The sequence below is a fragment of the Streptomyces sp. NBC_01012 genome (assembly GCF_045162755.1).
GTDB lineage: Bacteria > Actinomycetota > Actinomycetes > Streptomycetales > Streptomycetaceae > Streptomyces.
In genome coordinates, this window is the sequence record NZ_CP108688.1 from 962,195 (window position 1) to 988,835 (window position 26,641).

The window sequence follows — 26,641 nt, forward strand, 5'->3', positions numbered from 1 at the left end:
CCGGATGAACCGCCCTACGCCGCCGACCGCCCACGATCAATTTTTTTGCCCCATTGACACAGATCACCCCAGGCCGGGAGGGGAACACTGAGACCTTTCACTCCGCTCCCAGTCTCCCCTCCCCAACTCTCGACTCCCGTCCCTCAGTCGCGCATGATGTCCCCCGTCCTGGACGGGATGGCGTCGAGCGCGGCGGTCGTCGCATCGTCGAGCGTGATCGCCCCTACGCCGACGTTCGCCTCCAGGTGTTCGGGGTCGGCCGTGCCGGGGATCAGCAGCAGATTCGGGGCGTGGCGGAGCAGCCAGGCCAGACCGACCTGCGCGGGCGTGGCGTCCAGGTCGCGGGCGGCAGCGATCACGGCGGGCTCATCGGACACCTTCGGCATGCCGGCGAAGGCGCTGCCGAGGGGGAAGTACGGCACCCACGCGATGTCCTCGGCGAGGCACAGCCGAAGCATGTCCTCGTCGCCGCGCGAAAGCAGGCTGTACGCGTTCTGCACGCAGGCGATGCCCGCGGGGAGGGCCGCGCGCACCTTGTCATCCGTGACGCTGCTGAGGCCGATCGCGCCGATCTTGCCCTCGTCGCGCAGGGCGGTCATGACGGCGAGCTGGTCGTCGATGCCGACGACCTGGTCGCCCTCGGCGCGCAGACCTGGCCCACGGTCCGCGCGGCGCAGGTTGACGAGGGGGATCTGCTCGATGCCGAGGCTGGACAGATTGTCCTCCACGGCGGCTCGCAGCTCTTCCGGACGCTGCGCGAGACGCATGGGGTAGGGGCCGCCGGGGTCGGGGGTGGCGCCGACCTTGCTGACCACGATGACGTCGTCGCTGGGGCGGATGGCTTCCCGGATGACGTCGTTGACGAATCCGTGGCCGTAAAACTGAGCGGTGTCGATGTGGTCGATCCCCAGCTCGACGGTGCGGCGCAGGAGCGCCACGGCCGCTTTGCGGTCACCGCTCAGACGTTCGAGCTGCATCGCACCGAAGCCGATCCGGGAGACGGTGCGGCCCGCGAGCTGTCCGGGCCCGCCCGCACGCGGCGCGCCGGAGGCTGTGTGCTGGAGAGATCGGGTGATAGAGGCCATGACGGGTCCCGTTCTCGTGAGACGATAGGGCTAAGCGGAGCTACTCCGCTTATTGCAGCCTAGCAGTAAACGGAGGCCCTCCGCTTTGTCAGAGTCCAGAACGCCGGCCACGAGCGGCACCACGGCAGGTTCCGGCCGGCCTGTGCGCGCCGACGCGCGGCGCAACCGCGACCGGATCCTCGCCATCGCCCGTGCCGCCTTCGCCTCGACGGCCGAAACCGTGCCCCTGGACGCCATCGCCCGAGAGGCCGGTGTGGGGATCGGCACGCTCTACCGGCACTTCCCGACCCGTGAGGCGCTCGTGGAGGCTGTCTACTCCGCCGAGCTGGACGAGGTCGTCGCCAGCGCGCCCACGCTGCTCGCCGAGCTACCTCCCGAAGCCGCACTCCGGGCGTGGATGGACAGATACGCGGCGTTCTTCCAGGTCAAGCGCGGCATGTCCGCCACGCTGCGTGCGGGCTGGGCCTCGGGCAGCATCGCCACGCCTGCGACCCGGGAACGGATCACCCGGACCATCGCGACATTCCTGGCCGACGGTGTGCGTGCAGGTTCGCTGCGCGCAGACGTCGAGCCGGATGACATCACGATGATGCTGCTCGGGGTCTTCCTCTCCACCACGGCAAGCGAATCGCCGGAGAAGACCGGCCAGCTCCTGGACCTGGTCGTCGACGCGCTCCGGTACTCGGCGGGCGGGAAGAAGTAGCGGACCGGACCGGAAGCCGACCGGCTCGGGAAACCGACCCGGCTCGGGCCGACCGGTCCGCACCGCGCTCCCGCTACTCCGCTATTCCGCGCCGTGCCCGGCTGCGACGGCCTCCACCCGGGCCGCCAGCTCGAAGTCCTTGTGCGTCACTGCGCCACCCGCGTCATGCGTGTTCACGGCGAGGGCCACCGTGTTGTATCCCAGCGTCAGATCCGAGTGATGGTTGAGCTCGTCCTGGATCTGCGCGACATGGACGGTCAGCCCGGCGGCGGCGAAGTGGGAGGGCAGCCGATAGGTCCGGATGATCCGGTCCCCCTTCAGCCGCCAGCCGGGCAGCTCGCGCAGACCGTCCTGGATCTCGGCTGCGGACAGCGGTTCGGTGGGCATACGGCGGCTCCTGCGCGTATCGATGCGGTTGGTCGACGGTGCCCGTGAGATTACGGTCCGGGACCCCGCCTGTCCCGCCTGACACGACGGGCAGGCCCCGGCTCACCCCTCGTCGGACGGCCGCGTCCAGGGCGCGTCGCTCCGGGCCAGCAGGCTCGCCCCCACGCTCACGACCGCCAGGACGGCCACGGCAAGGACCAACGGCAGCACCGGGTGCGCGTTCAGCAGGACCAGGGCTCCGAGGAAGGCTCCCAGCAGCAGGGCGGCGGCTGACAGGACGCGGCGCCCCGCCTGACTGCCGGGCCCCTTGGCGAGCCGGCTGTCGGCCACGGCCCCGGTGAGCGTGCGGGTCACCACCGTCGTGGTGAGGTCGGGTACGGCGAGCGCCCTGACCGAGGCGTTCTGCACACCGAGCCCCAAGCCCAGCAGCGCGATGAGCGTGAAGCGGACACCCCCGGTGTACGGTCCGCCCGAGATCAGCGCGACGGTCATCGCGGCGGCGACGAACGCGGTCTCGATGAGGGCCGCGTGCTGCAACTGCCGTCCCCGGTGCGCCCTGACCCGGTGGACTGCGCGGCCACCCATCAGGGCCCCGGCCACGAACGATGCGAGCGCCACCACCGAGGCGAGCGTCGAGAAGCTCGCCGCGCCCGCGAAGGCGAAGCCCATGAAGACGACGTTGCCCGTCATGTTGGCGACGAAGACATGCCCGAGGAGCAGATAGCTGAACGCGTCGACCAGTCCGGTGAGCACCGTCAGGACCAGCATCAGCGGCGGCAGCGGACCGTGCGGCCCATGCATGTCCGGGACGAGTGTGTCCCGGGCCTCACGCAGCACGGCGGCCATGAGCGGCACACTCCGATCACTCGATGTGATCCGGATTGTGCCGCAGCCCGGTCCTCGTGCTCTCCGTACGCGCCGGGTGGGACGGCAGCTGTCCCACCCGGCGCGATGAGGCCGGGGTCCTGCCTCGTCCGGCCTGATCAGGCCGGATCCAGCCTGATCCGGCCTCATCCGAACGGCGGTCCTACACGCGCGCCCCGTTGTCTGCCGGGTCCCTGCGTGTCCGTGCGGCTGCCTTCCCGCGCCCCGGGGCCCGCTTACGGGCCGGCGGCGGGGCCTTGCTGCTGCGCTCCAGGAGGAGCGCCCCCGGTACGGCGGTCATCACCGAGGAGTACGTCCCCACGCAGATGCCGATGAGGAGGGCGAGCGCGAAGTCCCCCAGCGAGTCCCCGCCCAGCAACGCGAGGGCGACCAGGATGAACAGGGCGCCCATCCCCGTGTTGATGGTGCGCGGGACGGTCTGGAGGACGGCGCGGTTGGCCACGTCGCCGACCGGGGCGCGCCGGTTCTTGGCCCACAGCTCCCGTACCCGGTCGAACACCACCACGGAGTCGTTGACGGAGTAGCCGATGACGGTGAGCAGGGCTGCCAGGAAGATCCCGTCGACGGGGCGTCCGAGCCAGGCGAAGGCGCCCACCAGGACGATGACGTCGTGGATCAGGGCCCCGACCGAGGCCACCGCGAACGTCCAGCGGAACCTGGCCGCGAGATAGGCGAGTTGCACCAGCACCGCCACGCCCAGGGCGATCAGGGCGTTGCGCCGCAGCTCGTCGCCGAGACTCGGCCCGATCAGCTCGTCGCGCACCTTGGTGGCCTCGCCGCCCTCCTCGGCCAGCGCGGCCCGCAGGGCGTGCTCCCCGTCGTTGTCCAGGTCGCCGGTGCGCACCGAGAGGTCGTTCTCGCCCGCCGTGGTGACCTCGGCGTCGGTGAAGCCCGCGGCGGCGATGGCGTCCCGGGCGGCCTCGACGTCGACGGGGCGGCTGGTGGAGTACTCCACCAGCCGCCCGCCGGTGAAATCGACCCCCAGGTCGATACCGCGCACGAGGATGCCGGTCACGGCGACGAGTACGAGGGCGGTGGACACCATCAGCCAACGGCGCGGCGACCGGAACAGCTGGGGGTCGCGTGCGTTCAGCCAGGTACGGACGCGGCCCGGCCTGGCGATGCCGTTGACGCCCCGGTAGTCGCTGACGAACCGGGACCCCGAGGCGATCTCGGTGAGCGCCCGGGCGATGACGAGCGCGGAGAACATCGAGACCAGGACACCGATGGCAAGGGTGACTCCGAAGCCCTTGACCGGCCCGGACCCGAGGAAGAAGAGCAGGCCGGCGGCGATGAGTGTGGTGACGTTGGAGTCGGCGACGGCGCTCCAGGCGCCACGGAATCCGGCGCTCATCGCGGTGCGCAGCGAACCCTTCCCCCGGTCCACGTACTCCTCGCGGGCCCGCTCGAAGACAAGGACGTTCGCATCGACCGCCATCCCGATGGCGAGGACGAAGCCGGCGAGACCCGGCAGGGTCAGGGTGACACCCAGGCCGACGAGCGCGGCGTACGAGATCACTCCGTAGGCGGCGAGAGCGAGTGCGGCGAGCGCTCCGAAGAGCCGGTACATGAAGGTGATGAAGAGAGCCGTGGCCGCGGCGCCGATCAGCGCGGCCTGGGCACTGGCGTCGATCGCGGCTGCCCCGAGCGTCGGGCCGACGGTCCGCTGCTCCACGATCTCGACGGGTACGGGGAGTGCGCCGCCCTTGATGAGCAGGGCGAGGTCGCGTGCCTCGTCGGCGCTGAACGAGCCGGTGATCTGGGTGGACGCCGAGGGCAGGCCGACCTCGCAGCCGACCGAGGGCGAGACCTGCGGCGAGGAGATGACCTTGCCGTCGAGGACGATCGCGACGCGGCGCCGTTCGTCACCGGCCGGGTTGCACGCGGCTTCGCCGGTCAGCTCCGTCCACTTCTTGCCCGCGTCCTTCTGGAAGTCCAGCGAGACGCTCCAGCCCGTGCCCTGCTGGGGGTCGAAGTTCGCGGCGGCGTCCTTGACGCCCGCGCCGGAGAGCCGCGAGGGGCCGAGGTCGAGGAGGCCGCCCTGTTCGTCGGGGAGCGTCGGCCCTTCCTCGGCCGAGCCGGCCTCCCCGTCCTTCTGTTCCTCGGTTCCTGGACCCTGGACGGCGTGGAAGCTCAGCTGGGCGGTCCTGCCGATGACTTCCTCCGCCTGGCGCGGGTCCTGCACGTCGGGCAGTTCGACGATGATCCGGTCCTCCCCCGAGCGGGTCAGGACGGGTTCGGCGACGCCGAGGGAGTCGATGCGCTGCCGCAGCACCTCCAGAGTGCGGTCGGTACTCTCCCGGTCCGCCTTCGCGGTGTCGGAGTCCTTGGCCTGGAGCACCATCCGGGTGCCGCCCTGGAGGTCGAGGCCGAGTCTGGGTGACATGGTCAGCGTGATGAACACGGAGACGAGCAGAACGGCGGCAGCCAGAACCGCTCGCACCGTGGTGGCGCGAGTCATGGGATCCCCTTGAGTGGGCGTCGTCCGCCCTGGCCTCAGTGGGAAGGGCGGGGCGACGGTTCGGGTGAACGGGGCCGATGAGGGGCCGTCCGGGCGGCCTTCACCTCTGGCGGACCGCGCACTCCCGGCAGGGCCGCCCACACGCGTACGACGACGAGGGACCCGGCGTCCGCAGCCCCCGGGGCGATGCCCCGGGGTGACGGAAGGCCCTGCGGGCGTGGCGGCAGGGCACCGTGGCCGGGCGGGGGAACATGAGGCGGGGCGTGCGGGCGGTCCGCGCCCGCACGAGGCCCTGGCAGGGGGACGGCCTCCGCCCACCAGGCCAGAACCTGCCGGGCGTTCGCGGTCGGCCCTGAGAGCTGAGAGGGCGAGTCGGCCGAGTAGGCAGGTACGGCGGAACCGGCGGCGCGGGCAGCGGTTGCGGCCGGGGCTCCGGCCAGGGCTGGGGAACCGGTGGCGAACGCGGATGCGGCCGAACCGGCGGCGTACGCGGATGCGGCGGAACCGGCACCGGGCATGGCGCCGGGGCGCGGCACCGGAAGTGCCGCCCCGGCCGCCGCCGGTGCGCCGCCGAGCAGAGTCAGGACCGTGAGCAGCAGCGCGGCAAGGAGGTGCCGCGCGTGGTGCGTCGGTGTGCGGGGCGTCGGCGTAGGACGCGGGTGCGTCGGTGTGCCGCCCGGTGGTGTGCCGCGTGGCCCTGTGCGGTGCGGTCGTGTGCGGTGCGGTGCCCTCGGGGGCGCGTTCCCCCGGGGAGCCCCCGGGAGGGGGCTCACCTCAGCCGGACCGGGCGGAGGGAGACCGCGCCTTCACCGGAGCGGTCCAGGACGGAGTCCAGGATCAGCGCGGCGCCCCGTACGACCGCGGTCGCGGGGTCGGCGACGATGCGCACCGGCACGCCGAGGCAGCCCTCGATCAGGTCGGTGACATCGCGGCGAAGCGCTCCGCCGCCGGTGAGCACGGGGCCACGGCGCAACGCTCCGCGCACCGCACCGTGCTGGTCCTCACGCCACATGGACGTGATCATATCCAGGACGCTGCGGACGAGTTCGGCGGGCAGCGACCTGGGGTCGAGATCGCTGAGTCCCGCGTCGGCCTGGCGGGCGTCGACGACCTTCCCGTCCACGAGCAGGGCGACCTCGGTGAGTTCGGCGCCCATGTCGACGACCAGCACCGGCCCGCCGCCCAGCGGTCCCGCACACGCGGCGACCGCGCTGGCGCTGTTGACGACCACGGCGCCGGAGGCGCCGAGAGCCGCGAGGAGCTCCCCCGCCAGCGTGCGGTGTTCGCGTCCTGCCAGGACCGGGTGGCTGAGCACGATCACGCTGTCCTGCCGGTGGTCGCCCAGCGCGGTGTCGGCGAGGCGGCCCAGCAGTCCCGCGCAGGAGGCCGCGTCGACGATACGCCCCCGCCGGACCGGCCGGCCGGCGTGTTCCTCCCAGCCCGCGGTGCCCCCTGGGAGGAGGCCCCGTCCCGGGACCCAGGCACGGGTCCCGGAGCTGCCCAGGTCGATGGCGAGTCCCCTGACGGGCGGCCGGCCACGGCGCCGGCCGTCACACGAAGCACGCATCGGGCCCTCACCCTCGGGTCTGCCGCCACAGCCGCCACTGGTTATCGACCGCTGATAGCGAGGCATGATCGAGCCCTCACTATGCAATACAAAGGATCGAAAAGCCACTCCCTTGGCAATTCCAAGGCATGCACCCGCACATGCCTTTTACGCGTCCACGGACAGGAAACTCTCGACGAGCTCGGCGAACTCCTCCGGCACGGCAATCCGGACCCCCAGGTCCTCGGCCTTGGTCCGCTTGGATCCGGCCTTCTCCCCGGCGACGAGCAGACTCGTGCGCTTGGAGACACTGGAGGAGGACTTCCCGCCGGCCCGCTCGATCAGCTCGTTCATCTGATTGCGCGAGAGGCTCTCCAGGGCTCCGGTCATGGCGCCGGTGACCACCACGGTCATTCCGGCCAGCGGCAGACCATCCCCCGGTCGGCCCCCCTCGCCGCCCTCCTGCTCCGCCCCGTCCTCCTGCCCGACCCCGCCCTCCGGCTCGGCTCCCGGCTCCGGCGGCGGAGTCGCTCCCGGCTCCGTCATGTTGACGCCTGCGGCCACCAGCTTGCCGATCAGCGGCGCCAGTTCCGCCAGCTCGGTGACGACGGCCGCCGCCTTCTCCTTGCCTATTCCGTCGACCTTCTGCAACTCCTCCGCGTCGGCGGCGACGATCCGGTCCATCGAGGCGAAGTAGCGGGCGATCCTCCGGGACATGGAGCGACCGGTGCCGCGCACACCGAGGGCGCAGAAGACCCGGGACAGCGGCCGGGTCCTGGCCACCTCGACGGCCGCCAGCAGATTGTCGGTGGAGGTCTCCCCCATCCGCTCCAGGGCGAGCAGCCGGTCCCGCTCCAGGGTGAAGAGATCGGCGAAGTCCTGGACGAGACCCGCCTCGACGAGCTGCACGACCCGGGTGGCACCGAGCCCCTCGATGTCCAGCTGATCACGGCCGGCCGCATAGGAGATGGAGGCGACCAGCCGGCAGTCGCGGCCACGGGTGCAGCGCCAGCGCTGCTCGCTCATGTCGATCTCCGACCCGCACTGCGGGCAGACCTCGGGGAATTCGACCGGCCGCTCCTCCCCCGTCCGCAGATGCGCGACCGGGGCCTCGATCCGGGGGATGATGTCACCCGCCTTGTAGACCATCACATGGTCGCCCAGGCGCAGATCGCGGCGGGTGATGTCGGCCGGATTGTGCAGGGTGGCGTAGCCGACGGTGGAGCCGTCGATCTCGACGGGCTCCAGCACGGCGCGCGGCGCGATGATGCCGGTCCTGCCGACGTTCCACTCGACGCCGATGAGCCGGGTGATCTTCTCCACGGCCGGGAGCTTGTAGGCGATGGCCCAGCGTGGCGCCCGGGTCCCCGATCCCGCGTCGCGCTGGTCGGCCGCCAGGTCGGCCTTGATCACGATGCCGTCGATGCCGAACGGCAGTGAGGCGCGCAGCCCCGCGATGTCCTCGACCCCGGCCTGCACCTCCTCGACCGTGGTGACGCTGCGCGGCGCGACAGCTGTGTCAGCGGCGGTGTGCACGCCGAGGCCCGCGACGTACTCCAGGACCTCGCTGTGCGGGAGCCCCGAGAGGGCCGCAGGCTCGCCGGGTCCGGGCAGCGCGAGTGCCCCGTACGCGAAGAAGGTCATCTCCACGCGATACGGACGGTCCTTGGCCCGGAGGGTGCCCGCCGCGCCGTTCCTCGGATTGACGAAGGGGGCCGCGCCGTGCTCCGTGCGCACCGCGTTGGCCTGCTCGAACTGCCCGTCCGTCATGAGGATCTCGCCGCGCACCTCCAGGGTGACGGGAGAGGAGAGCCGCCCGGGCAGGCCGAGCACCGTCCCGATCGCGTGCGAGACGTCCTCGCCCGCCGTCCCGTCTCCCCGGGTGATCAGCTGATCCAGACGGCCCTGCCGGTACCGCGCGGCAACCGCGAGACCGTCGAGCTTGGGCTCCACGCTCCAGGCCGCGACCGGCCTGCCTATCCGCCGCTCCACGGATGCCGTCCAGCTGACGAACTGCTCCGCGGAGAACACATTGTCCAGCGACAGCATCGGGACGGTGTGCGGCACATCCCCCGAGGCCGCACCGCCCGCGACCTTCCCCGTCGGTGAGGCGTCCAGCACCTCCTGCGGGTGCTCCGCCTCGTAGGCCGCGATCCCGCGCACGAGGCGGTCGTACGCGTCGTCGTCGAGCGCGCTCTCACCCGCGGTGTAATACGCGGCGGCAGCACGTCCGGCCTCTTCCACCGCAGCCGCGTAGGCGGCGCTGTCGGCGAGCACACCAGCTGAGTTCGTCGTCATGGGCACCATCCTGCCGTGCACCACTGACAACGCCCCGTGACGACGACCTGAGCCTCCCGATGAGAGAGCGCTCTCCCATGATCCGGACCCCTAAATTCGTTCAAATAGCAGGTAGTTGAGGGCCCTGCGCAGAGTCTTGACATGCTTACTTCACACTTCTACTTTCATCGAGAGAGCGCTCTCTCCCCTCTCCGGACGACCGGTCAGGGGACCCCCCACTTCCCCGGAACAGGAGTGCCGTGCTCTTCAACAGACGTACGACCGAACACCGCGGACGCAGATCCCTGCCACCGTGGCGCTACCGGATCGCAGGGCTGGCGGCCGCCGCGCTCGCCCTGTCCTTCATCCAGGCCAATGTGGGCAACGCGGCGGGTGACCAGGGCGCGCGGCCCGAGGCGAAGGCGGCGGCCGACGTGGTCAAGGTCGCCGAATTCGTCGCCGAGTGCCCCTACACACACAGCGCCCCCGACGACCCGATCGTGTTCCCCGATCTGCCGGGCGCCTCGCACATGCACAGCTTCTTCGGGAACGACTCCACCAACGCCCATTCCGACCTGACCTCGTTGGAGGGGGGCCGCACCACCTGCTCGCCCGACATCGACCTGTCGTCGTACTGGACTCCCACGCTGTACGACGGCGACAAGGTGGTGGAGCCCACAGGAACCACCTTCTACTACCTCGGCGAGGGCGTACGGGACGACGTCATCCGTGACATCCAGCCACTGCCCCGCGGACTGCGGATCGTCGCGGGCAACGCCGTGGCCACCGGGCCCGACGACAACACCATCTCGCGCTGGTCCTGCCTGCACGCCGGTGAGGTCAACCCGTCCCACGACTTCGTCAACTGCCCCGAGGGATCGATGCTGGAGAGCTACCTCGACTTCCCGCAGTGCTGGAACGGCACCGATCTCGACTCGGCCGACCACAAGAGCCACATGGCCTACCCGGTGGACGGCGGCTGCCCGTCGACCCATCCGGTCGCGGTGCCGAAGCTGCGTCAGGTCATGCGCTATCCGGTGAACGGTGACTCGTCGAACTTCCGGCTGGCTTCGGGGGCCGGATACACGATGCACGGTGACTTCTTCAACGTATGGCCCGAGGAAGAGATGGCGCAGCGGGTGCGCGACTGCATCAACGCCATCGTCAAGTGCGGTGCCGACGGCACCCCCTGAGAGATCCGGTCGGTTCATGTCCACCGGTGCCTGTCCGAGCCCCTGAGGCCCGGGCAGGCGCCCTCGTGCAAGGGATCACCCGCCGATGCCGGCTCGTCGCACAGCAGCACTGCTTCTCCTGCTCACCGTCCTCACCTCATGCGCCCCGGACGGAGAACGCCCCACGGACTCCCGGCCCGTACCTTCGCGTACGACGGCCGGGTCTTCCCCCTCCGTGGACCCCGCTTCCCCCTCCGGGGACCCTGCTTCCCCCTCCGGGGACCCGACGGACTCCGCCTGGGTGCAGTTGATGATCCCGATGGACGAGGGAGCCGTGACCCTGCTGGACCTGGCCGGCAAGAAGGCCTCCGATCCCCGGCTCCCGCCCTGGGCTGCCCGTCTGCGGACCGCCCAGGCAGCCGAACTGGCGGAACTGCGGGGGCTGCGGGACCGGATGGGACTGCCGGAGACCGATGTGCACAAGGGGCACGACATGCCCGGCATGGTGACGGCCCAGGACCTCCAGGACGCCCGTACGGCCGAGGGGGCGGCCTTCGACCGCCTGCTGGTGACGCAGATCCACGACCATCTGCGCCAGTCGCAGCAGGTCTCCCGCTCCGAGACGACGGCGGGCACGCGCCCGGAGGCCACAGCTCGTGCACAGACACTCGCCACCGCCCGTGGGAGGCAACTGGCCACCCTGACGGCCCTGTGCGCGGCCCAGGCCGCTGACGTGCCCGAACCCTTCGCCTGCCCGGGGGATCACCCGGTATAAAGAGGGGCATGACTGCCGACGTGTCGCCCCCCGTACGCCCAGCCACCTTGGAGGACGTGGCCGCGGTGGCGGGCGTCTCGCGGGCGACGGTGTCCCGTGTGATCAACGGTGCGACCACCGTGGATCCCGCGCTGCGGCGCGTCGTGGAGGAGGCGGTGGTCACCACGGGCTACGTCCCCAACCGCGCGGCGCGCTCGCTGGTGACGCGGCGGACCGATTCGGTCGCCCTGGTGGTGTCCGAGCGTGAACGGCGCCCGGTGTCCGAGCCGTTCATCGGCCGGATGTTCTCCGACCCGCACTTCGGGCGCGTCGTCGCCGGACTGATGGACGTCCTGCGCCCCGCCGGGATCCAGATGGTGCTGATGCTCGTCGACGACCAGGCCTCCCGCGACCAGCTGCTGTCGTATCTGCGCCAGGGGCACGTCGACGGGGTGGTGCTGATCTCCTCGCACGCCGACGACCCGCTGCCCGGGCTGATCCACGACACCCGGCTGCCCGCCGTGGTGTCAGGCCGGCCCCGACGGCCCTCGCCGCTCACCTATGTCGAGGCGGACCAGCGGGCCGGCGCTCAGATGGCGGCCGACCACCTCGCGGGCCTCGGACGGCGGTGCATCGGTACGGTCGCGGGCCCCCAGGACATGCCGGCGGGCCAGGTGCGTCTGACCGGTTTCCTGGACGCGCTGGAACAGCACGGCGTCAGGGACGTGGTGACCGCAGAGGCGGACTTCACCCAGTCCGGCGGTGCCTCGGCGATGCGGCAGCTGCTGCGGGAACGGCCGGATCTGGACGCCGTGTTCTTCGCATCCGACCTGATGGCGCTGGGCGCCCTGCCGGTGCTGCTGCGGGCGGGCAAGGACGTGCCGGGGGACGTGGCGGTGGTGGGTTTCGACGACAGCCACGCGGCGGTGGCCTGCGATCCGCCGCTGACGACCGTACGCCAGCCGGTGGAGGAGATGGCCTCCGAGATGGCCAGGCTCGTCCTGAAGCAGATCAGCACACCGGGCGCAGGCCCCGCACCTTCGGTGGTCTTCCATCCGACGCTGATACGACGCGAGTCCGCCTGACGCCGGAGGCTTCAGCCGCGCGGGCCGGACACCGCGTCGCCGGAGTCCTGGGCGTCGGCGCGGCGGACGGGGGCCTCTGTGTCGGCGCGGCGAACAGGGACCTCGGCGTCGGCCCGGCGAGCGGGAGCCTCGGCCCGGCCGACGGGGACACCGGTATCGGCCGGTCCGCCGGGGAAGGGTACGTCCGCCCGCATCGCCCCGGTGAAGCCCTCCTGCCGCAGCGGCACCTGCGGCCCGGACAGCTCCCGCAGCCAGCGGGCCAGCACCCCGTGCACGGCCTCCGCACCCACAAGACCCGGCGGTCGGATGCCGGCCGGCGCCTCGCGCGGGGTCTCCGCCGCCAGAGCGTCCAGGGGGTCCGTGAGCGTACGGGGCCACAGCAGGAACGGCCGCGACTGTTCGCCGCCGAGGCCACCGTGCGATCCGATCTGCTCCTCGAAGGCGTGTACGCCGCCGGTCCCGGGGTCGTACATCGAATTGACCATGACGTCCGCGACGTGCGGGAAGCCGTCGGTCCGTCGCACGGCGTCCGCCGCGCCGGGCCCGAAGACCGCCAGCGGTCCTTCCCCGTCCGTCAGCTCCGCCACCGGGATCTCCGCGCCGCCCCGATCGAGTACCACCGACCCGTGCCGCCGGCTCCGCACGAGCAGGAAGCCGATCCCCGGGTGGGCGGCGAGCGTACCGAGCAGCGCGGGGTAACGGTGGTCGATCTGTTCGCGCGTCGCCCGTCCCTCGATGTCGGGGAAGGACAGCAGGCCGAGGTTCCCGGAGGCGAGCACCACCGGATCGGACGGCTCGGCCTCCGGGTGCTCGGCCTCCTGCTCCCCGGCGACGGGCCGGTGCAGTGCGATGCGCACGGCGTCGCGGGCCTCCGACGCGCTGCGGGTGCGCTGCGCACGACGGGGCACGGGCAGCCCGCAGCCGGCCCGTACGAGGTCCTTGAGGGTGAGGCCGTACTGCCCGGCGAAGGTCTCCCCCGGGCTCTGGCCGTGGTCGGACAGCAGGACGATCCGGTAGTCGCGGGGTGTGTGGTCGGCGATCTTCAGGATGAGGCCGAGCGAGCGGTCGAGCCGTGTCAGGACCTTCTCCGCGTCCCTGCTGTGCGGCCCCGAGTGGTGGGCGACCTCGTCGTAGGCGACGAGGTCGGCGTAGACCGCGGTGCGTCCCGCGAACATGTCGCCGATCACCGCGGCGACCACCACATCGCGTTCGACGACGGTCGCGAAGGCCCTGATGAAGGGGTAGAGCCCACCGCGCTTGACCCGGGGCGACTCCTTGCGCACCCGTGCCCGGACGGACTGGCAGATCTCGCGGCCGACCTCGGCGACGAAGGAGAGGGCGGTGCGGACCGCGTTGGCCGGGTCGGAGAAGTAGGCGAAGTAGCCGGCGCGTGAGCGGCGTCCCTTGCCGCGCCTCGCGGCCATCGACAGGACCAGGGCGAGCTGGTCGGCGCCGCCGCTGAAGAGGTTGCCGCGGCTCGCTCCGTCGACGGTGAGCAGGCCGCCGTCATGGGTGCGGGCGATGGCCCTGCGTTGCAGTTCGAGGGCGCTCGCCGGTCTGCTGGAGACCATGACGGTGCCGGTCTCCTTCTCGAACCAGCGGAAGGCCGGCACGTCGAAGTTGCTGCCGTGCAGGATGCCGAGCTGGCTGGCGCCGGTCTGGCTCGACCAGTCCGTGGTCCACGGGGTGAGCCGGTGGCCGGCGCCGTCGGCGAGCAGGCCGGCGACGGTCGGCATGAGGCCGTCGGCCGCCGCCTGTTCCAGTACGTCGTGGCCCACACCGTCGAGCTGGACGAACACGATTCCGGGCGGTCCGCCACGGCCGCCGTCCGCGCTCCGCGGCGTGCCGCTGCGCCTGCGGCGACGGTCGGCGAGGCGGGAGAGTCTTCGCCGGTAGGCGTCGTCGTCACGGACGGCGAGGGCGGTGGAGGCCGCGGAGGCGACGGCCGACATGACGGCCGCGACGACGACGGCGGTCTCCGGGTTGGCGTCCCCGCGTCCGTCGGGGATGAGCCGCAGGGCGATCAGCAGCAGTGAGCCGTTGAGGAAGAAGACGAGGGCGCCCAGCACCAGGGCGGGCACGATGAGCAGTGCTCTGACGAGCACGGGCCACACCAGGGCGGACAGCAGACCGAAGGCGCCCGCGCCCCAGGCCGCGGTGAAGGCGGTCCTCGTGATGGTGTCGCCGTCCTCGGCCTGGAGCCTGAAGTCGGGCAGGATCCCCGCCAGCGCCAGCATGGTGAGCGTGGAGACGGCCCATACCGCGATCACGCGTAGGACGGCTCCTCCCGCTCTACGCCACCGCTCGTCATTCACGCCGTTCCACCTCATGTCCGGACCCGCCGTTCGTCATGGGCCCGCGTCAAGCCTGTCACAGCCCTCTCGGCCTCGGATGCCGACCACACCCCTGAGGGCTGTCCCACGGTAGCCATCCGTAACCGCGCACGGCCACGCGCACGGACGTGTGAAGGAGCACTCCGGCGTGGGAGGGGCGCGGACCGCATACCCTCGTACGAGTACGGGCGCGGGTGCGGCTGCGGGTTCGGATACGGGCAGGAGGAGGCAGGTCGGTGGAGGTCACCTGGTGGGGTCATGCCACCTGCACGATCGAGGACTCCGGCGTCCGGGTACTGACCGATCCACTGTTCGCACGGCGCTTCGCGCATCTGCGCCGGCGCCGGGGCGAGGTACCGCCGCCGGAGGCCGCGGTCGCCGACGCCGTCCTCATCTCCCACCTGCACTCCGACCATCTGCATCTCCCCTCCCTGACCCGTCTCGCCCCCGGCAGCCTGCTGATCGTGCCCCGCGGCGCCGTCGGGGCCGTGCCCGGCCTCAGGCTGCTGCGCCGGGTGCGCGGGCTGCGGATCTCCGAGGTCGCCCCCGGGGACGTGGTGCGGGTGGGCGAGGTCCTGGTCCGCGCGGTTCCGGCGCTGCACGACGGGCGCAGGCTGCCGGTCGGCCCGCGCCGGGTGCCCGCTCTCGGATACGTCGTCGAGGGCGAGGCCCGTACGTATTTCGCCGGGGACACCGGGCTCTTCGACGGCATGGCCGGTGCCGTGGGGCCGGTGGACGTGGCGCTGCTGCCGGTCGGCGGCTGGGGGCCCAATCTGGGCGACCACCATCTGGACGCGGCCCGCGCAGCACGGGCGCTGACCCTGCTGGAGCCGAGGTCCGCGGTGCCGGTGCACTACGGCACGTACTGGCCGATCGGGATGGACGGGGTCAAGCCGCACGAGTTCCACGCGCCGGGCGACGAATTCGTGCGGGAGGCGGCGCGGGTGGCACCGGAAGTGACGGTGCACCGGCTCGGGCACGGCGAGCATGTGAGGCCGGAGGCCCGTAGGTGATAGAGGAAGTGCTGGGGCAGCTGCCGACGGAGTCGACGCAGCAGGCCGTCGGCTATCCGTCGTTGTTCCTGCTCGTGGCGCTTGGGTCGTTGGTGCCTGTGGTGCCGACGGGGGCGCTGGTGAGTACGGCGGCCGTGGTGACGTTGCACCAGACGTCACCGTTCGCCCTGCTCTTCGTGTTCGCCGTGGCGTCGGGCGCGGCGTTCCTGGGAGACATATGCCTGTACTGGCTGGGGCAGCGGGGGGTGCGGTCCCGCAACGGTTCGAAGTGGCTGGAGGCCATCACCAGCAGGGCCGCTCCGGAGCGGCTCGCGCAGGCGCAGCAGAAGCTGGACGACCACGGCACCGTGGTGCTGGTCCTGTCCCGGCTGGTGCCGGCCGGGCGGATACCGGTGATGCTGGCCTGTCTGCTCGGCCGGCTGCCGCTGCGGCAGTTCGCCCGGGGCGATGTGCCCGCGTGTCTGGCCTGGGCGGCGACGTACCAGCTGATCGGGATCCTGGGCGGTTCGCTGTTCGACGAGCCGTGGGAGGGCGTGCTCGCCGCGGTGGTGCTGACGCTGCTGATCAGCGGGACGCCGGCGCTGTGGCGGCGGCTGCGGGCCCGTATGGCCGACTGAGGAGCCCGGAAGGCGGGTGCGGCGGCCGGACACGGTCAGGCTTCCAGTACGTGTGAGGCGCCGACCGGCAGATCCCAGAGGTCGGCGCGCGGGTGTCCGGCGCGCTGCCAGGCCGTACGGAGCCGGGTCAGCGGTTCGAGGACGGGTTCGGCGGAGAGCAGGAATGTCGCCCAGTGCATGGGGGCCATCGCGCGGGCCCCGAGGTCCTCGTACGCCTGCACGGCCTCTTCGGGGTCGGTGTGCACGTCCGAGAGCCACCAGCGCGGTTCGTACGCCCCGATCGGCAGCATCGCGAGGTCCAGGCCCGGATAGCGGCGGCCGATCTCCCCGAACCAGTGGCCGTAACCGGTGTCCCCCGCGAAGTAGAGCCGTCGGCCCTGTGTGTCGCCGAGCACCCAGCCGCCCCACAGTGACCGGCAGGTGTCCAGGAGGGTGCGCTTGGACCAGTGGTGGGAGGGCACGAAGTCGAAGCGGACGCCGCCCAGTTCCACCGCCTCCCACCAGTCGAGCTCGGTGACATGGGTGAAGCGGCGGCGCCTGAACCAGCGGCCGAGACCGGCGGGGACGAGGAAGGGGGTGTTCCTCGGGAGCCTGCGGAGGGTGGGGGCGTCCAGGTGGTCGTAGTGGTTGTGGCTGATCAGGACGGCGTCGACGGGCGGCAGCGCCTCCCAGGGGACTCCGACGGGGGTGATCCGCGCGGGGGTGCCCAGGATGCGCCGGGACCAGACGGGGTCGGTGAGGACGGTGAGTCCGCCGATGCTGATGATCCAACTGGCGTGCCCGGCCCAGGTCACGGCCACCGTGTCCCGGCCCGTGACGGGCAGCGGCTGGGGGGCGTACGGCAGCCGGTGCACGCCCCGGAGTCCCTCGGCGTTGGGCCGCATGGCGCGCTCTCTGGCCAGGCGGGTCATGCCCCTGACACCCGGAAGCGGCGCGGTGAGCCGGTCGGCGAAACTGCGGGGCCAGGTCCGCAGCTCGCCGAGGCGGCGCGGAGCTGCGACGGCAGGGCCTGCCGGCGCGTGGCCGGCTCCGGCGGACGGACGCTCGGTCTGTTCCGTCATCGAGAGGCTCCTGTCATCGGAGTTCGTCGTCGGAGTTCGTCATCGGAGTTCATCGAGGGCTGCTGCGAAAATGCTCAGGGCTCGGGCGACATGCGGCAATTTCAAGGGCTCCACCGCAGTGAGGGACTCCGTCTGCTCCTCCGGGGTTGAGCCGAGCAGCGGTCCGGTGCTCAGGCGCACCCGTAGCGCCCCGAGCTCGTCCCCGAACCGGTGCCCGCCGGGGGCGGGGGCGCCGAGACGTCGTGTCAGGTATTCCTCCAGCTCCATGGAGTCCGTGACGCCGCGGGCCGCGAGCCGGGCCCGCAGCGGTCCGAGATCCGCGTAGAGATGGCGGCCCGCCTGGGGCGGCCTGGCCAGCGCGCCGACGGTGAGCACGGCACGGTGGGCGGCGGAGGCGACATGGCCCTGGAGGTGCGCCGCCTGCCGGATCCTGGCCGTGACGGCTTCGGGCTCGCCCAGTGCGTGGGCGGCCGCCCTGGCGACCGGCTCGGCGACGAGGGCGCCCAGCGCGGTGAGGATGTCGAGGACACGGGCGCGGCGCGCGCCGGCGCGCGCGGTGGCGGGGAAGCGTGCGACGGCGACCGGCCAGGCGGACGGGGTGAGGGCGCCGGCCAGGTCGGACAGGACGGTGACATCGTCGGGACACATCTCGGCCGGGCTGAGCAGAACGGTGTCCTGGGGGCGGTGCAGGGTGTCGCGCCAGGTCTCGTCGCTGACGATGTGCAGCCCTTCGGAGACCGCCGCCTCGCAGGCCTCACGGACGAGCTCGGGCGGGGCGAGGGTCGCGGTGGGGTCGTCGGCCACGGAGATCAGGAGCAGCCGGGGCCTGCCGCCCTCGGTGCGGACCCTGCGCACGGTCTCCAGCAGGGCGTACGGGTCGGGGATGCCGCCGCACTCGGCGGGCGTCGGTACGTGGTAGGCGGGCCGGCCCAGCAGTCGCGCCTGCGGCATCCAGGTGGCGGGGCAGGGCCGGGGCATGAGCACATCGCCGCCGTACGCGGCGATCAGTGCGAGCAGGAGGGGCTGCACGCCGGGGGCCGCCGCGATGCCCTCGGGCCCGCCGTGCAGGCCGCGCCGCTCCCAGTAGGCGGCGGCCGCCTCGCGGAGGATCGTTCCGCCACCGGGCGGTTCCGGTCGGGTCCGCGCTGCCGACGCGGCCAGTACGCCGGCCAGCTCGGGCAGCACGGGAAGGCCCGGGTCGGGTGCCGGCGGCCCGTAACGGACCTGGCCGTGGTCCTCCCCGGGAGTGCGGGGCCGCTCCCGCTCGCTCCACTGCATCCCGGGGCCTCCCTCCTGCGTCGCACCCGGGCCCCTTCATACGTTTATACGGAGGTTCCCCGGGCTCCGCCCGCGCACCGCATCCGGAAGGTGCCGGGGACACTCCCCCCGGCACCCGCGCCACACGCCCCCGCCCGCGCCCCGCCCGTTCAGCCGGCGAACGGTGTCCCGGGAAGGCCCTGTCCCGCGTCCGGCAGCACGAGCAGGGAGCCCGACAGCGGATGCGGGGAGTCCAGGCCCGTCCGGGCTGTGGACACGTACAGGTCGCGGAGGCCGGGACCACCGAACGCGCAGGCGGTGGGACGCCGCACCGGCAGGTCCACGACCCGGTCCACCCGGCCGTCGGGGGTGTGGCGCCGGATCGCCGCGCCGTCCCAGAAGGCGACCCACACACAGCCGTCGGCGTCGACCGTCAGCCCGTCGGGCCACCCTGCCCCCTCCTCGACGGCTGCGAAGGGGCGCCGGTTCAGGACCCGCTCGCCCTCCACGTCGAAGACGTCGATCCGCCGCGTGGGGGTGTCGATGTAGTACATGAGCCGGCCGTCCGGGCTCCATCCGGTGCCGTTGCTGACCGTCACCGCGTCCAGGACCGGGCTCACCGTGCCGTCCGGGGCGACCCTGGACAGGGTGCCGCCCCCGGTCGCCTCGTCGTAGCGCATGGTGCCCGCCCAGAGAGCGCCGTCCGGTGCCACCGCCGCGTCGTTGCCCCGGCGTCCGGTCACGGGGTCGTGGACCAGCCAGGAGAAGGCGCCTTCGGCGTCGTACAGCCCCACTCCGTCCCGCAGGACGGTCACGAGGCCGCCGCCTGCCCGGGGCTTCGCCGCACCGACGTGCTGGCCGGTGGCCATGACCGTACGGCGGCCGGTCGACGGGTCGTAGGTGTGGACGCGGGCCGAGAGGATGTCGACCCAGATGAGCCGCCCCGTAGCCGGGTCCCAGGTGGGGCCCTCACCCAGCTCGGCCCGCTCACGCACCGCCACTTCGGGAGTGCGCCTCATATCTGGGGCCTGTGGTGTCCGAGACGGCCGGACAGCGCATCGGCGCCGCCCGCCGCGAGCTGCGCGAGTTCCGCCTCGCGCTCCTCGCTCCAGCGGATCATCGGCGCCGAGATGGAGAGCGCGGCGACGACTCGTCCCGACCGGTCCCTGACAGGCGCGGCGACACAGCTCACATCCGGGTTCGACTCGCGGTGCTCCACCGCGATGCCCCGCTTGCGGACGACGGCGAGCGCCTCGCGCAGCTCCGTGGCGTCGGTGAGGCTGTTGTCGGTCATGGCAACGAGCTCGCGTCCGTCGAGCCTGGCGTCGAGCTCCGCCTCCGGGAGCGCGGCCAGCAGCAGCTTGCCCACGGAGGTGCAGTGGGCGGGCAGCTTGCGGCCGGCGGCGGAGACCATGCGGACGGCATGGGTGGAGTCCACCTTGGCGATGTAGATGACCTCGGCGCCCTCCAGGATCGCCACATGGACCGTCTCACCGCAGTTCTCGGCCACCTCGCGGGCGACCTGCTGGCCCTCGGCCGCGAGGTCCAGCTGCTCGGCGTAGCGGCTGCCGAGCTGGTAGGTGCGTACGCCGAGCCGGTAGCGGCCGGGCTGTTCCGGGACCGTGACCAGGTAGGACCGTGCGGCGAGCGTGGTGAGCAGTTCGTGCACCGTGGTCCGCGGCAGTTGGAGCTTGCGGGTGATCTCGGGGGCGGAGAGGGTCCCCTCGCCCTGGAGGAAGAGTTCGAGAACATCCAGCGCCCTGGTCACCGCAGGGACGAGTCGTCCCATGATCGTCCGCCAATCCCGTTCGACACTCCGGTCAATGACCGGAATCACGAACGCAGGCTAGCGGCCCGGAACTTGTCGGGGCAACGCCTTCGGCTTGACGGAGTGGGCAGGAGCAGGCGAATTCCCCGCATACCACCCGATTCATCAAGGGCCGCCGGGGTTGGACGGGTCTCACCGTGCGCGCCTCCTGGTTCACGGCCCGGTCGCAGGGTATTCGCTGTCCCATGTCGACAACGAGCAGTACTCCCTCTCCCGGCCGCTGGCGGGCCTGGCTCCACCAGCGCGACCTTGCCGCGTTCCAGCGCGTGGCCGAAAGACACTGGCCCGGCGCCGAGCCCGTACTGCCACGGCTGAGCCGCAGCGCCAACCACGGACTGCTGTGGTTCGGGGCCGCGGCGGGCATGGCGGCGCTGGGCTCCAGCGCCCGCTCCCGCAGAGCGGCGCTGCGCGGGATCGCCTCGCTGGCGGTCGCCTCGGCCGCGATCAACACCGTGGGCAAGGGCGCGGTGCGCAGGGAGCGCCCGATAGTGGATCTGGTGCCGGTCATACGGAGGCTGAAGCGGCAGCCCTTCACCACCTCCTTCCCCTCCGGACACGCGGCGTCCGCGGCGGCCTTCGCGACCGGCGTCGCCCTGGAGTCCAAGGGCTGGGGTGCGGTCGTCGCCCCGGTGGCGCTGGCGGTGGCCGCGTCCCGTGTCTACACCGGGGTCCACTATCCGAGCGATGTGGCGGCCGGTGCGGTGCTCGGCGTCGGGGCGGCGTTCGCGCTGCGCGGCGTCGTACCCACCCGTGGGCAGCTGCCCGCCCCTGGACGGCCGCCGGCCGATGCTCCCGCACTGCCCGCGGGCAAGGATCTGGTGGTGGTCGTCAACCGGGAGTCCGGCTCGGCGACCGCGACCGCGGGCGTGATCCGCGAGGCCCTGCCGCTCGCCGAGACCGTGGAGTGCGCGCCCGCCGATCTTCAGGGATGCCTGGAGAAGGCGGCACAGCAGGGCAAGGCACTGGGCGTCTGCGGGGGCGACGGCACGGTCAACATGGCGGCGGCCGTCGCAGCGGTCCACAGCCTGCCGCTCGCCGTGTTCCCCGGCGGCACCCTCAACCACTTCGCGTACGACCTCGGCATCGAGACCGTGCAGGACACGGCTGCGGCTCTCACCGCCGGCGACGCGGTCCGGGTCGACCTGGGGCGCTTCCGTCCTGGGCCGCAGGGGCCGGACGGGGCCCACGGCTACTTCCTCAACGCCTTCAGCCTGGGCGTGTATCCGGAGCTCGTACAGACCAGGGAACGCTGGGCGCCCCGGATCGGCGGCTGGCCCGCCGGGGTGCTCGCGGCCTTCGAGGCGCTGCGCGGATCCCGCCCCCTGACGGCCGAACTCCAGGGGAAGCGGCGGCCGTTGTGGCTGCTCTTCGTGGGCAACGGACTGTTCCAGCGGGTGGGCCCGACTCCGGGCCGCCGCCACAATCTCGCGGACGGACTGCTGGACGTACGTGTGGTGCACGGTGGCCGCACGCCGGGGCTCCGGCTGCTCGCCGCCGCGGTCGCCGGACCGCTGAGCCGGTCACCCGTCCATGCGGCGGTACGCCGCCGCAGGGTGCGGATCGCCGGGCTCACCCCGGGGACGCCGTACGCCTTCGACGGCGAAGTGGCCCACTCGGGGACGGAGTTGACGATCGACAAGCTGCCCGAAGCGCTGACGGCGTACTGCCCGATGCCGGTATGAGGTAAGACCGCATGGTGAGACACCTATCTCAGGATCCGACATTGCGGCGTACCGTCGTTCCATCGCCTGCGACTGAGGTCCGAGAGAGGACGTACGGCCATGCCGAAGGAATCCGCTGTCTACACCCACGGCCACCACGAGTCGGTGCTGCGCTCGCACCAGTGGCGGACGGCCGCCAATTCCGCGGCCTATCTGATCAGTGAACTCCGCCCCGGCCAGGCGGTCCTGGACGTGGGCTGCGGGCCGGGCACCATCACCGCGGACCTCGCCGCGCTGGTGGCGCCCGGCCGGGTGACCGCGGTCGACTCGAGCAGCGGCATCCTGGAGCGTGCGGCCCGAAACGCCGCCGAACGCGGCGTGGACAACGTGGAGTTCGCCACCGCGGATGTCCACTCCCTGGACTTCCCCGACGACTCCTTCGACGTGGTCCACGCCCATCAGGTGCTCCAGCACGTCAGCGATCCGGTGCAGGCCCTGCGCGAGATGCGGCGGGTCTGCCGGCCGGGCGGCATCGTCGCGGCCCGTGACAGCGACTACGGGGCGATGGCCTGGTATCCGGAGGTGCCCGGGCTGCCGGAGTGGCTGGAGCTGTACCACCGGGTGGCCCGAGCGAACGGCGGCGAACCCGACGCCGGGCGCAGGCTGCTGTCCTGGGCGCGGCAGGCGGGCTTCAGCGACATCACCCCGACCGCGGCGGCCTGGTGCTTCGCCACCCCGGAGAACCGCGCCTGGTGGAGCGGCCTGTGGGCGGAGCGTACGACCGCCTCGGTGTACGCGGAGCTGGCGGTGGACGGCGGGCACGCGAGCGCGGGGCAGCTGACGGCGGTCGCGGACGCCTGGCGGGCGTGGGGCGAGGAGCCCGACGCATGGTTCATGGTCCCGCACGGCGAGGTGCTCTGCCGGGCGTGATCCGGCAGTTTGACGACAGACCCCGGGGCGGGGGAACCGATCACATCCGGCGGAGTCGGCAACTACCCTCGTGGGCATGGAGATCCTGGGAACCACGCTGCGTATCTGTGTCGACGACCTGGAGGCCGCGGTGGCCTTCTACGAGGGCCTGACCGGCACTCCGGCGCAGCGCTTCGAGCGCGGCGGGGTCTCGGTCGCGGCGATCGGCTGCTTTCTGCTGATGAGCGGTCCCGAGTCGCAGCTCGAGGTGTTGCGCAAGGTGTCGGCGACCATAGCGGTCAAGGACGTCGACGAGGCATACACGGCGCTGACACGGGTGGGCGCGAGGGTCATCGCGGGCCCGGTGCCCTCCCCGGCCGGCCGCAATCTGATCGCGCTCCACCCGGACGGCTCGGTCTTCGAATATGTGGACCGGAACGTGTCCTCCTGATCCGGGCACCCCTCAGGCGAAGGCGCCGACGACCAGGTCGGTGAGCAGTGCGCCGGCCGTGCCGTCGGGGTCGAGGTCCGGGTCGTAGATCGTCACGTTGAGCCCCACGCAGCCGCGTGAGCCGATGAGCAGGCGCAGCAGCGTGGCGAGTTCGTCGGGGAAGAGTCCGCCGTCGTCGGGGCTGTCGACGGCGGGCATCACGCTCGGGTCGAGCACGTCGGCGTCGAGGTGGACCCAGAAGCCGTCGAGCACGGGGACCTCCAGGGACTGCACCACGGCGCGGGCGACGTCGTCCGGCCCACGGTCCCTGATCTCCCCCACCGTCGCGTGGGAGATCTTCAGCGCGGTCATCTCGGCGCGGTCCGTGTCGTCGTCCCGCATGCCGAAGAGCCGGATGTCCTCGTCCCTGAGATACGGTCCGAGCCCTTCCAGGTCGGTGAGACCGGACTGTCCGCGCCCGGTGGAGAGCGCCAGTTCCTCGCCGCCGGCGGCGCCGATCCGGTCGCTGTTGCCGGGGTGGCGGAAGTCCGCCGATCCGTCGAGCGCGGCGAGACCGTACCGGCCGATGCGGCGCAGGGCGAGGGTGGCTCCGAGCTGGATGGAGCAGTCGCCGCCGAGGACTACAGGGAATTCGCCCGCCCTGACGTGCCCCTCGATACGGTCGGCGAGCGTGCGGGTGTAGCGGGCGATGGCGTCGGCGTTGAAGACCCCGTCGCCCTCCTGCCAGTCGCCGAGGTCGTAGCGCGGCGGGACCACGACGCCGCCCTCGAACGCCCCGAGCCGCTGGACGATGCGGTGCTCGCGCAGTGCGCCGGCCAGCTTGTAGCAGCCGGGTACGGTGCCGGGCGCGGGAGGGCGCAGCCCGAGGTTCGAAGGGGCGTCGAGGACCACTCGTGTGCGCATACGGCCCATCCTGGCCGCCCGGGCGGGCCCGCGTCCACGCCCTTTGAGTACACGCTCGGGCCAGGCCCTGCCGGTGGATGCGGCATGCTGTCGCCCGCATGGGTACGTAACGGGCGACAGCGGTTCAGTACAGTCCCTCGATCGCGGTGCTGGCCGTCTCCAGCGGACGCACGTTGGCAACGCCGTCGGTGGGGAAGCCGTCGCCGGTGTCGTACCGCACCGCCTCGTCCCGCTCCAGCACGTTGGGCAGGAACAGGTCGTCGTGGAGCACGGTCAGCCGGACGCGTCCCACCGAGTCGTAAGGCACGGTGGTCATCGGGTCCGTCTTGTCGACGACCGCCATCGTCACCTGCGGGAAGTTGGGCAGGTACGGCATGAGTTCGCCGTCCTGCTCCACCGGCAGTCCGGCCGCGTTGCCGAAGGTGTTGCCGTAGCTCAGGCCGCAGATGCCGCCGTCCAGCGCCTTGACGATCTGCCGGTGGACCGAGGGCACCAGGTGGGTGCCGCTCAGCCGGACGCCGCGCAACTTCGCGACCTGCTCGGGGGCCCGCCGGATCAGTGCCACCATCAGCGCCGGAGTGGTGTTGACGTAGTCCACCTCCCGGGTCTCCAGCACATCGAGCATCTGGTCGAGCAGGTGCTCGGTGTAATCCCGCGCGACGGGCATGCGCGTGGTGCGCAGCAGCCGCTTCACCCAGCGCGGGTCCATGTCGATGGCGTAGACGACCCCCTGGTGCAGGTCGCCCGCCTCCCAGACCCCGTTGCCGATCAGGTGGGGTCCGGTGGGCGTGGCCTGGAGCCAGGTGCGGTGCGGCTCGAAGCCCTCGGTCGTGAACGACCAGCGGCGCCACACGCCCCGCTGGACGATCATCTCCGGGGTGTAGAAGACGCGGCACGGCTTGCCCGTGGTGCCGCCCGAGTCCCACACCCGTCCGGTGAGCGGCCGGTCCACGGCCAGCGGGACGAAGTCACGCGGGTCTCGCGTGCGCAGCAGGTCCAGGTCGAACGGGCCGAACTCGGTCAGCTCCGCGTGGCGCGTGATGTCGCGCGGGTCGAAGGACAGCTCCTTCGCCCGCTCCAGCCAGTACGGGCTGCCGGTCTCGGGGTCGAAATGGCGCCGGACCACCCGTCGGGTCCACTCGTCCGGGTCGGTGCTCAGCCAGCCGTCGACGAGCTTGTCGCAGTCGGCCGGGGACAGGCCCGTGCTCAGCACGGCGCGAGTCCCGTCTCGGGGTACTCGATACCCAGCTCGAAGACGCTGGTGACGACCTTCTCGATGTGCTCCGGCTGCTCGACATGGACCACGGGGAAGGGAATGCGCAGCAGTCCGGCCGGGATCGCCGGGCCGACCACCACACCGAGCTGGACATCGAGTTCGTGCATGCCCTCGTAGACGTACGGCAGGCTGATCGGGGTGGTGGGATTGCGCTTGAACATGTCCCGCACGTCGTCGCCCGAGGCCAGCTGCTTGCGGTCCAGGCAGGACAGCACCGGCAGTTGGGGCGTGCCGAACGGGATGGCGTCGATGTACGGCTCGACGAACGTCCGGTACGAGGCGCGCAGCGGGGTGTGCTGGGCTATGCCCCGGCCCGGCATCAGGGTGACCAGGCCCTCGGGCAGCGAGCCGGCCAGCGCGGCCATGGGCTCCCGCAGGCCGCTCAGCATGTAGATGCGCAGGGCGCCGTCAGCGGTGTCGCCCATGTCGCCGGCGACGTGCACGTTCTCGAAGCCGCCGACGAACGTCTCGACGCTCTGCCCGGCCGGGACGGCCGCGATGGCGAGGGCGTGCGCCGGGTCCGAGGGGTCGGGGTCGGGACAGAGGCGCGTGCTGCGCAGCAGCCCGAACAGCTCCTGGCGGGTGAGGGCGCCGGCCAGGCAGCTGCTGGTCATGGAGCCCAGGCTCAGACCGCCGAGGACGGAGGGGTGCACATCCTGCTCGGCGAGGATGTCGTGCACGGACAAGGCGAGCGCGGTCTCCCGGATGGAGCCGACGCTCTGCCGCTCCTCCTGGGCCTCCGGCAGGTCCTCCTCCAGGATCTGGCCGACGGTCAGGCCGGTCCAGTCGGCTATCTGCTCGTACAGCCGCTGCATCACGGGGTACGCGCGGTGCAGCTCGATACCGTGCGGCTCGGTGCCGACGCCTCCGCCGAGCAAGTAACCAAGCGCCATGGGAACCTCCATATGTGATAGGCCGGACATGGCAGTCCGACCATGCGAAATCAGGGGCAACGAAGCCTCGGCGCCACGGCGGCG

Annotated in this window: 23 protein-coding genes; 9 read left to right on the plus strand and 14 right to left on the minus strand. The window is 72.0% G+C overall.

The genetic code is table 11. The features are described from left to right. Positions 1–143: 143 nt before the first annotated feature. Entirely contained in the window at positions 144–1,085 is a 942-nt protein-coding gene (locus OG623_RS04290; RefSeq protein ID WP_406144412.1) for an aldo/keto reductase, read from the minus strand. 85 nt (positions 1,086–1,170) lie between these two features. Here OG623_RS04290 and OG623_RS04295 point away from each other — a divergent pair, with 85 nt between their 5' ends. Continuing rightward, positions 1,171–1,788, plus strand: coding sequence for a TetR/AcrR family transcriptional regulator (locus tag OG623_RS04295; protein ID WP_406144414.1), 618 nt, complete (start codon positions 1,171–1,173; stop codon positions 1,786–1,788). Positions 1,789–1,869: 81 nt separating this feature from the next. Here the strand turns inward: OG623_RS04295 and OG623_RS04300 are convergent, their stop codons facing one another. The 5 genes from OG623_RS04300 to ligA form a co-directional block, all read right to left on the minus strand. After that, on the minus strand, positions 1,870–2,175 hold the full coding sequence (locus OG623_RS04300; protein WP_362890678.1) for a 4a-hydroxytetrahydrobiopterin dehydratase: 306 nt from the start codon (positions 2,173–2,175) through the stop codon (positions 1,870–1,872). Between the two features lie 102 nt (positions 2,176–2,277). Then, complete coding sequence (locus OG623_RS04305) at positions 2,278–3,021, minus strand: YoaK family protein (RefSeq protein ID WP_406144416.1); 744 nt, start codon at positions 3,019–3,021, stop codon at positions 2,278–2,280. Between the two features lie 181 nt (positions 3,022–3,202). Further along, positions 3,203–5,521, minus strand: a complete 2,319-nt coding sequence (gene secD / locus OG623_RS04310) for a protein translocase subunit SecD (protein WP_406144418.1) — start codon at positions 5,519–5,521, stop codon at positions 3,203–3,205. 769 nt (positions 5,522–6,290) lie between these two features. Further along, positions 6,291–7,088 (minus strand): rod shape-determining protein, encoded by a 798-nt coding sequence (locus OG623_RS04315; RefSeq protein ID WP_406144419.1) that lies wholly within the window; start codon positions 7,086–7,088, stop codon positions 6,291–6,293. A 147-nt stretch (positions 7,089–7,235) separates the two neighbouring features. After that, positions 7,236–9,365, minus strand: a complete 2,130-nt coding sequence (gene ligA / locus OG623_RS04320; protein WP_406144421.1) for an NAD-dependent DNA ligase LigA — start codon at positions 9,363–9,365, stop codon at positions 7,236–7,238. Positions 9,366–9,604: 239 nt separating this feature from the next. Between ligA and OG623_RS04325 the strand changes: the two genes are divergently transcribed. From OG623_RS04325 to OG623_RS04335, 3 genes are all read left to right on the plus strand, one after another. After that, positions 9,605–10,537, plus strand: a complete 933-nt coding sequence (locus OG623_RS04325) for a DUF1996 domain-containing protein (protein WP_406144422.1) — start codon at positions 9,605–9,607, stop codon at positions 10,535–10,537. 280 nt (positions 10,538–10,817) lie between these two features. Beyond that, the gene (locus OG623_RS04330; RefSeq protein WP_406144424.1) at positions 10,818–11,291 is read left to right on the plus strand and encodes a DUF305 domain-containing protein; all 474 of its coding nucleotides are present in this window, start codon (positions 10,818–10,820) and stop codon (positions 11,289–11,291) included. A gap of 8 nt (positions 11,292–11,299) precedes the next feature. Next, positions 11,300–12,355 (plus strand): LacI family DNA-binding transcriptional regulator, encoded by a 1,056-nt coding sequence (locus tag OG623_RS04335; protein ID WP_406144426.1) that lies wholly within the window; start codon positions 11,300–11,302, stop codon positions 12,353–12,355. Positions 12,356–12,366: 11 nt separating this feature from the next. On the opposite strand, the gene OG623_RS04340 is transcribed toward OG623_RS04335, so the two are convergent. Further along, a complete protein-coding gene (locus OG623_RS04340; protein ID WP_406144428.1) occupies positions 12,367–14,685 on the minus strand; it encodes an alkaline phosphatase family protein in 2,319 nt (772 codons plus the stop codon). Between the two features lie 239 nt (positions 14,686–14,924). On the opposite strand from OG623_RS04340, the gene OG623_RS04345 reads away from it, so the two are divergent. Both OG623_RS04345 and OG623_RS04350 read left to right on the plus strand, forming a co-directional pair. Then, positions 14,925–15,701 (plus strand): MBL fold metallo-hydrolase, encoded by a 777-nt coding sequence (locus OG623_RS04345; protein WP_406144429.1) that lies wholly within the window; start codon positions 14,925–14,927, stop codon positions 15,699–15,701. Further along, complete coding sequence (locus OG623_RS04350; RefSeq protein ID WP_406144431.1) at positions 15,698–16,318, plus strand: DedA family protein; 621 nt, start codon at positions 15,698–15,700, stop codon at positions 16,316–16,318. Before OG623_RS04345 ends, OG623_RS04350 begins: the two co-directional genes overlap by 4 nt. Before the next feature lie 35 nt (positions 16,319–16,353). On the opposite strand, the gene OG623_RS04355 is transcribed toward OG623_RS04350, so the two are convergent. The 4 genes from OG623_RS04355 to OG623_RS04370 form a co-directional block, all read right to left on the minus strand. Then, a complete protein-coding gene (locus tag OG623_RS04355; protein ID WP_406144432.1) occupies positions 16,354–17,379 on the minus strand; it encodes an MBL fold metallo-hydrolase in 1,026 nt (341 codons plus the stop codon). Between the two features lie 39 nt (positions 17,380–17,418). After that, positions 17,419–18,657, minus strand: a complete 1,239-nt coding sequence (locus OG623_RS04360) for an aminotransferase class I/II-fold pyridoxal phosphate-dependent enzyme (protein ID WP_406144434.1) — start codon at positions 18,655–18,657, stop codon at positions 17,419–17,421. 149 nt (positions 18,658–18,806) lie between these two features. Beyond that, positions 18,807–19,655: an SMP-30/gluconolactonase/LRE family protein gene (locus tag OG623_RS04365; protein WP_406144436.1), complete on the minus strand. Its 849-nt coding sequence runs from the start codon at positions 19,653–19,655 to the stop codon at positions 18,807–18,809. Then, positions 19,652–20,425, minus strand: coding sequence for an IclR family transcriptional regulator (locus OG623_RS04370; RefSeq protein ID WP_406144438.1), 774 nt, complete (start codon positions 20,423–20,425; stop codon positions 19,652–19,654). The genes OG623_RS04365 and OG623_RS04370 overlap by 4 nt, the downstream gene beginning before the upstream one ends. Positions 20,426–20,649: 224 nt before the next feature. On the opposite strand from OG623_RS04370, the gene OG623_RS04375 reads away from it, so the two are divergent. The 3 genes from OG623_RS04375 to OG623_RS04385 all read left to right on the plus strand — a co-directional run bounded on the left by OG623_RS04375 (position 20,650) and on the right by OG623_RS04385 (position 23,485). Beyond that, a complete protein-coding gene (locus tag OG623_RS04375) occupies positions 20,650–22,146 on the plus strand; it encodes a bifunctional phosphatase PAP2/diacylglycerol kinase family protein (protein WP_406144439.1) in 1,497 nt (498 codons plus the stop codon). A gap of 99 nt (positions 22,147–22,245) precedes the next feature. Next, complete coding sequence (locus OG623_RS04380; protein ID WP_406144441.1) at positions 22,246–23,055, plus strand: class I SAM-dependent methyltransferase; 810 nt, start codon at positions 22,246–22,248, stop codon at positions 23,053–23,055. Positions 23,056–23,131: 76 nt separating this feature from the next. After that, complete coding sequence (locus tag OG623_RS04385; RefSeq protein WP_406144443.1) at positions 23,132–23,485, plus strand: VOC family protein; 354 nt, start codon at positions 23,132–23,134, stop codon at positions 23,483–23,485. A gap of 12 nt (positions 23,486–23,497) precedes the next feature. Here OG623_RS04385 and OG623_RS04390 read toward each other — a convergent pair whose 3' ends face one another. The 3 genes from OG623_RS04390 to OG623_RS04400 form a co-directional block, all read right to left on the minus strand. Next, the gene (locus tag OG623_RS04390) at positions 23,498–24,388 is read right to left on the minus strand and encodes an arginase family protein (RefSeq protein ID WP_406144444.1); all 891 of its coding nucleotides are present in this window, start codon (positions 24,386–24,388) and stop codon (positions 23,498–23,500) included. A gap of 124 nt (positions 24,389–24,512) precedes the next feature. Then, positions 24,513–25,601 carry an arylcarboxylate reductase gene (locus OG623_RS04395; RefSeq protein WP_406144445.1) on the minus strand — a complete coding sequence of 363 codons (1,089 nt, stop codon included), beginning with the start codon at positions 25,599–25,601 and terminating at the stop codon, positions 24,513–24,515. After that, the gene (locus OG623_RS04400) at positions 25,595–26,557 is read right to left on the minus strand and encodes an ACP S-malonyltransferase (protein WP_406144446.1); all 963 of its coding nucleotides are present in this window, start codon (positions 26,555–26,557) and stop codon (positions 25,595–25,597) included. Before OG623_RS04400 ends, OG623_RS04395 begins: the two co-directional genes overlap by 7 nt. Positions 26,558–26,641: the final 84 nt, after the last annotated feature.

Excerpts from the sequence above, each read along its gene's own strand:
- OG623_RS04290 (WP_406144412.1), bottom strand. The coding sequence starts at position 1,085 with ATGGCCTCTATCACCCGATCTCTCCAGCACACAGCCTCCGGCGCGCCG.
- OG623_RS04300 (WP_362890678.1), bottom strand. The coding sequence starts at position 2,175 with ATGCCCACCGAACCGCTGTCCGCAGCCGAGATCCAGGACGGTCTGCGC.
- OG623_RS04305 (WP_406144416.1), bottom strand. The coding sequence starts at position 3,021 with ATGGCCGCCGTGCTGCGTGAGGCCCGGGACACACTCGTCCCGGACATG.
- secD (WP_406144418.1), bottom strand. The coding sequence starts at position 5,521 with ATGACTCGCGCCACCACGGTGCGAGCGGTTCTGGCTGCCGCCGTTCTG.
- OG623_RS04315 (WP_406144419.1), bottom strand. The coding sequence starts at position 7,088 with ATGCGTGCTTCGTGTGACGGCCGGCGCCGTGGCCGGCCGCCCGTCAGG.
- ligA (WP_406144421.1), bottom strand. The coding sequence starts at position 9,365 with ATGACGACGAACTCAGCTGGTGTGCTCGCCGACAGCGCCGCCTACGCG.
- OG623_RS04335 (WP_406144426.1), top strand. The coding sequence starts at position 11,300 with ATGACTGCCGACGTGTCGCCCCCCGTACGCCCAGCCACCTTGGAGGAC.
- OG623_RS04340 (WP_406144428.1), bottom strand. The coding sequence starts at position 14,685 with ATGAGGTGGAACGGCGTGAATGACGAGCGGTGGCGTAGAGCGGGAGGA.
- OG623_RS04355 (WP_406144432.1), bottom strand. The coding sequence starts at position 17,379 with ATGACGGAACAGACCGAGCGTCCGTCCGCCGGAGCCGGCCACGCGCCG.
- OG623_RS04360 (WP_406144434.1), bottom strand. The coding sequence starts at position 18,657 with ATGCAGTGGAGCGAGCGGGAGCGGCCCCGCACTCCCGGGGAGGACCAC.
- OG623_RS04365 (WP_406144436.1), bottom strand. The coding sequence starts at position 19,655 with ATGAGGCGCACTCCCGAAGTGGCGGTGCGTGAGCGGGCCGAGCTGGGT.
- OG623_RS04370 (WP_406144438.1), bottom strand. The coding sequence starts at position 20,425 with ATGGGACGACTCGTCCCTGCGGTGACCAGGGCGCTGGATGTTCTCGAA.
- OG623_RS04375 (WP_406144439.1), top strand. The coding sequence starts at position 20,650 with ATGTCGACAACGAGCAGTACTCCCTCTCCCGGCCGCTGGCGGGCCTGG.
- OG623_RS04380 (WP_406144441.1), top strand. The coding sequence starts at position 22,246 with ATGCCGAAGGAATCCGCTGTCTACACCCACGGCCACCACGAGTCGGTG.
- OG623_RS04385 (WP_406144443.1), top strand. The coding sequence starts at position 23,132 with ATGGAGATCCTGGGAACCACGCTGCGTATCTGTGTCGACGACCTGGAG.
- OG623_RS04390 (WP_406144444.1), bottom strand. The coding sequence starts at position 24,388 with ATGCGCACACGAGTGGTCCTCGACGCCCCTTCGAACCTCGGGCTGCGC.
- OG623_RS04400 (WP_406144446.1), bottom strand. The coding sequence starts at position 26,557 with ATGGCGCTTGGTTACTTGCTCGGCGGAGGCGTCGGCACCGAGCCGCAC.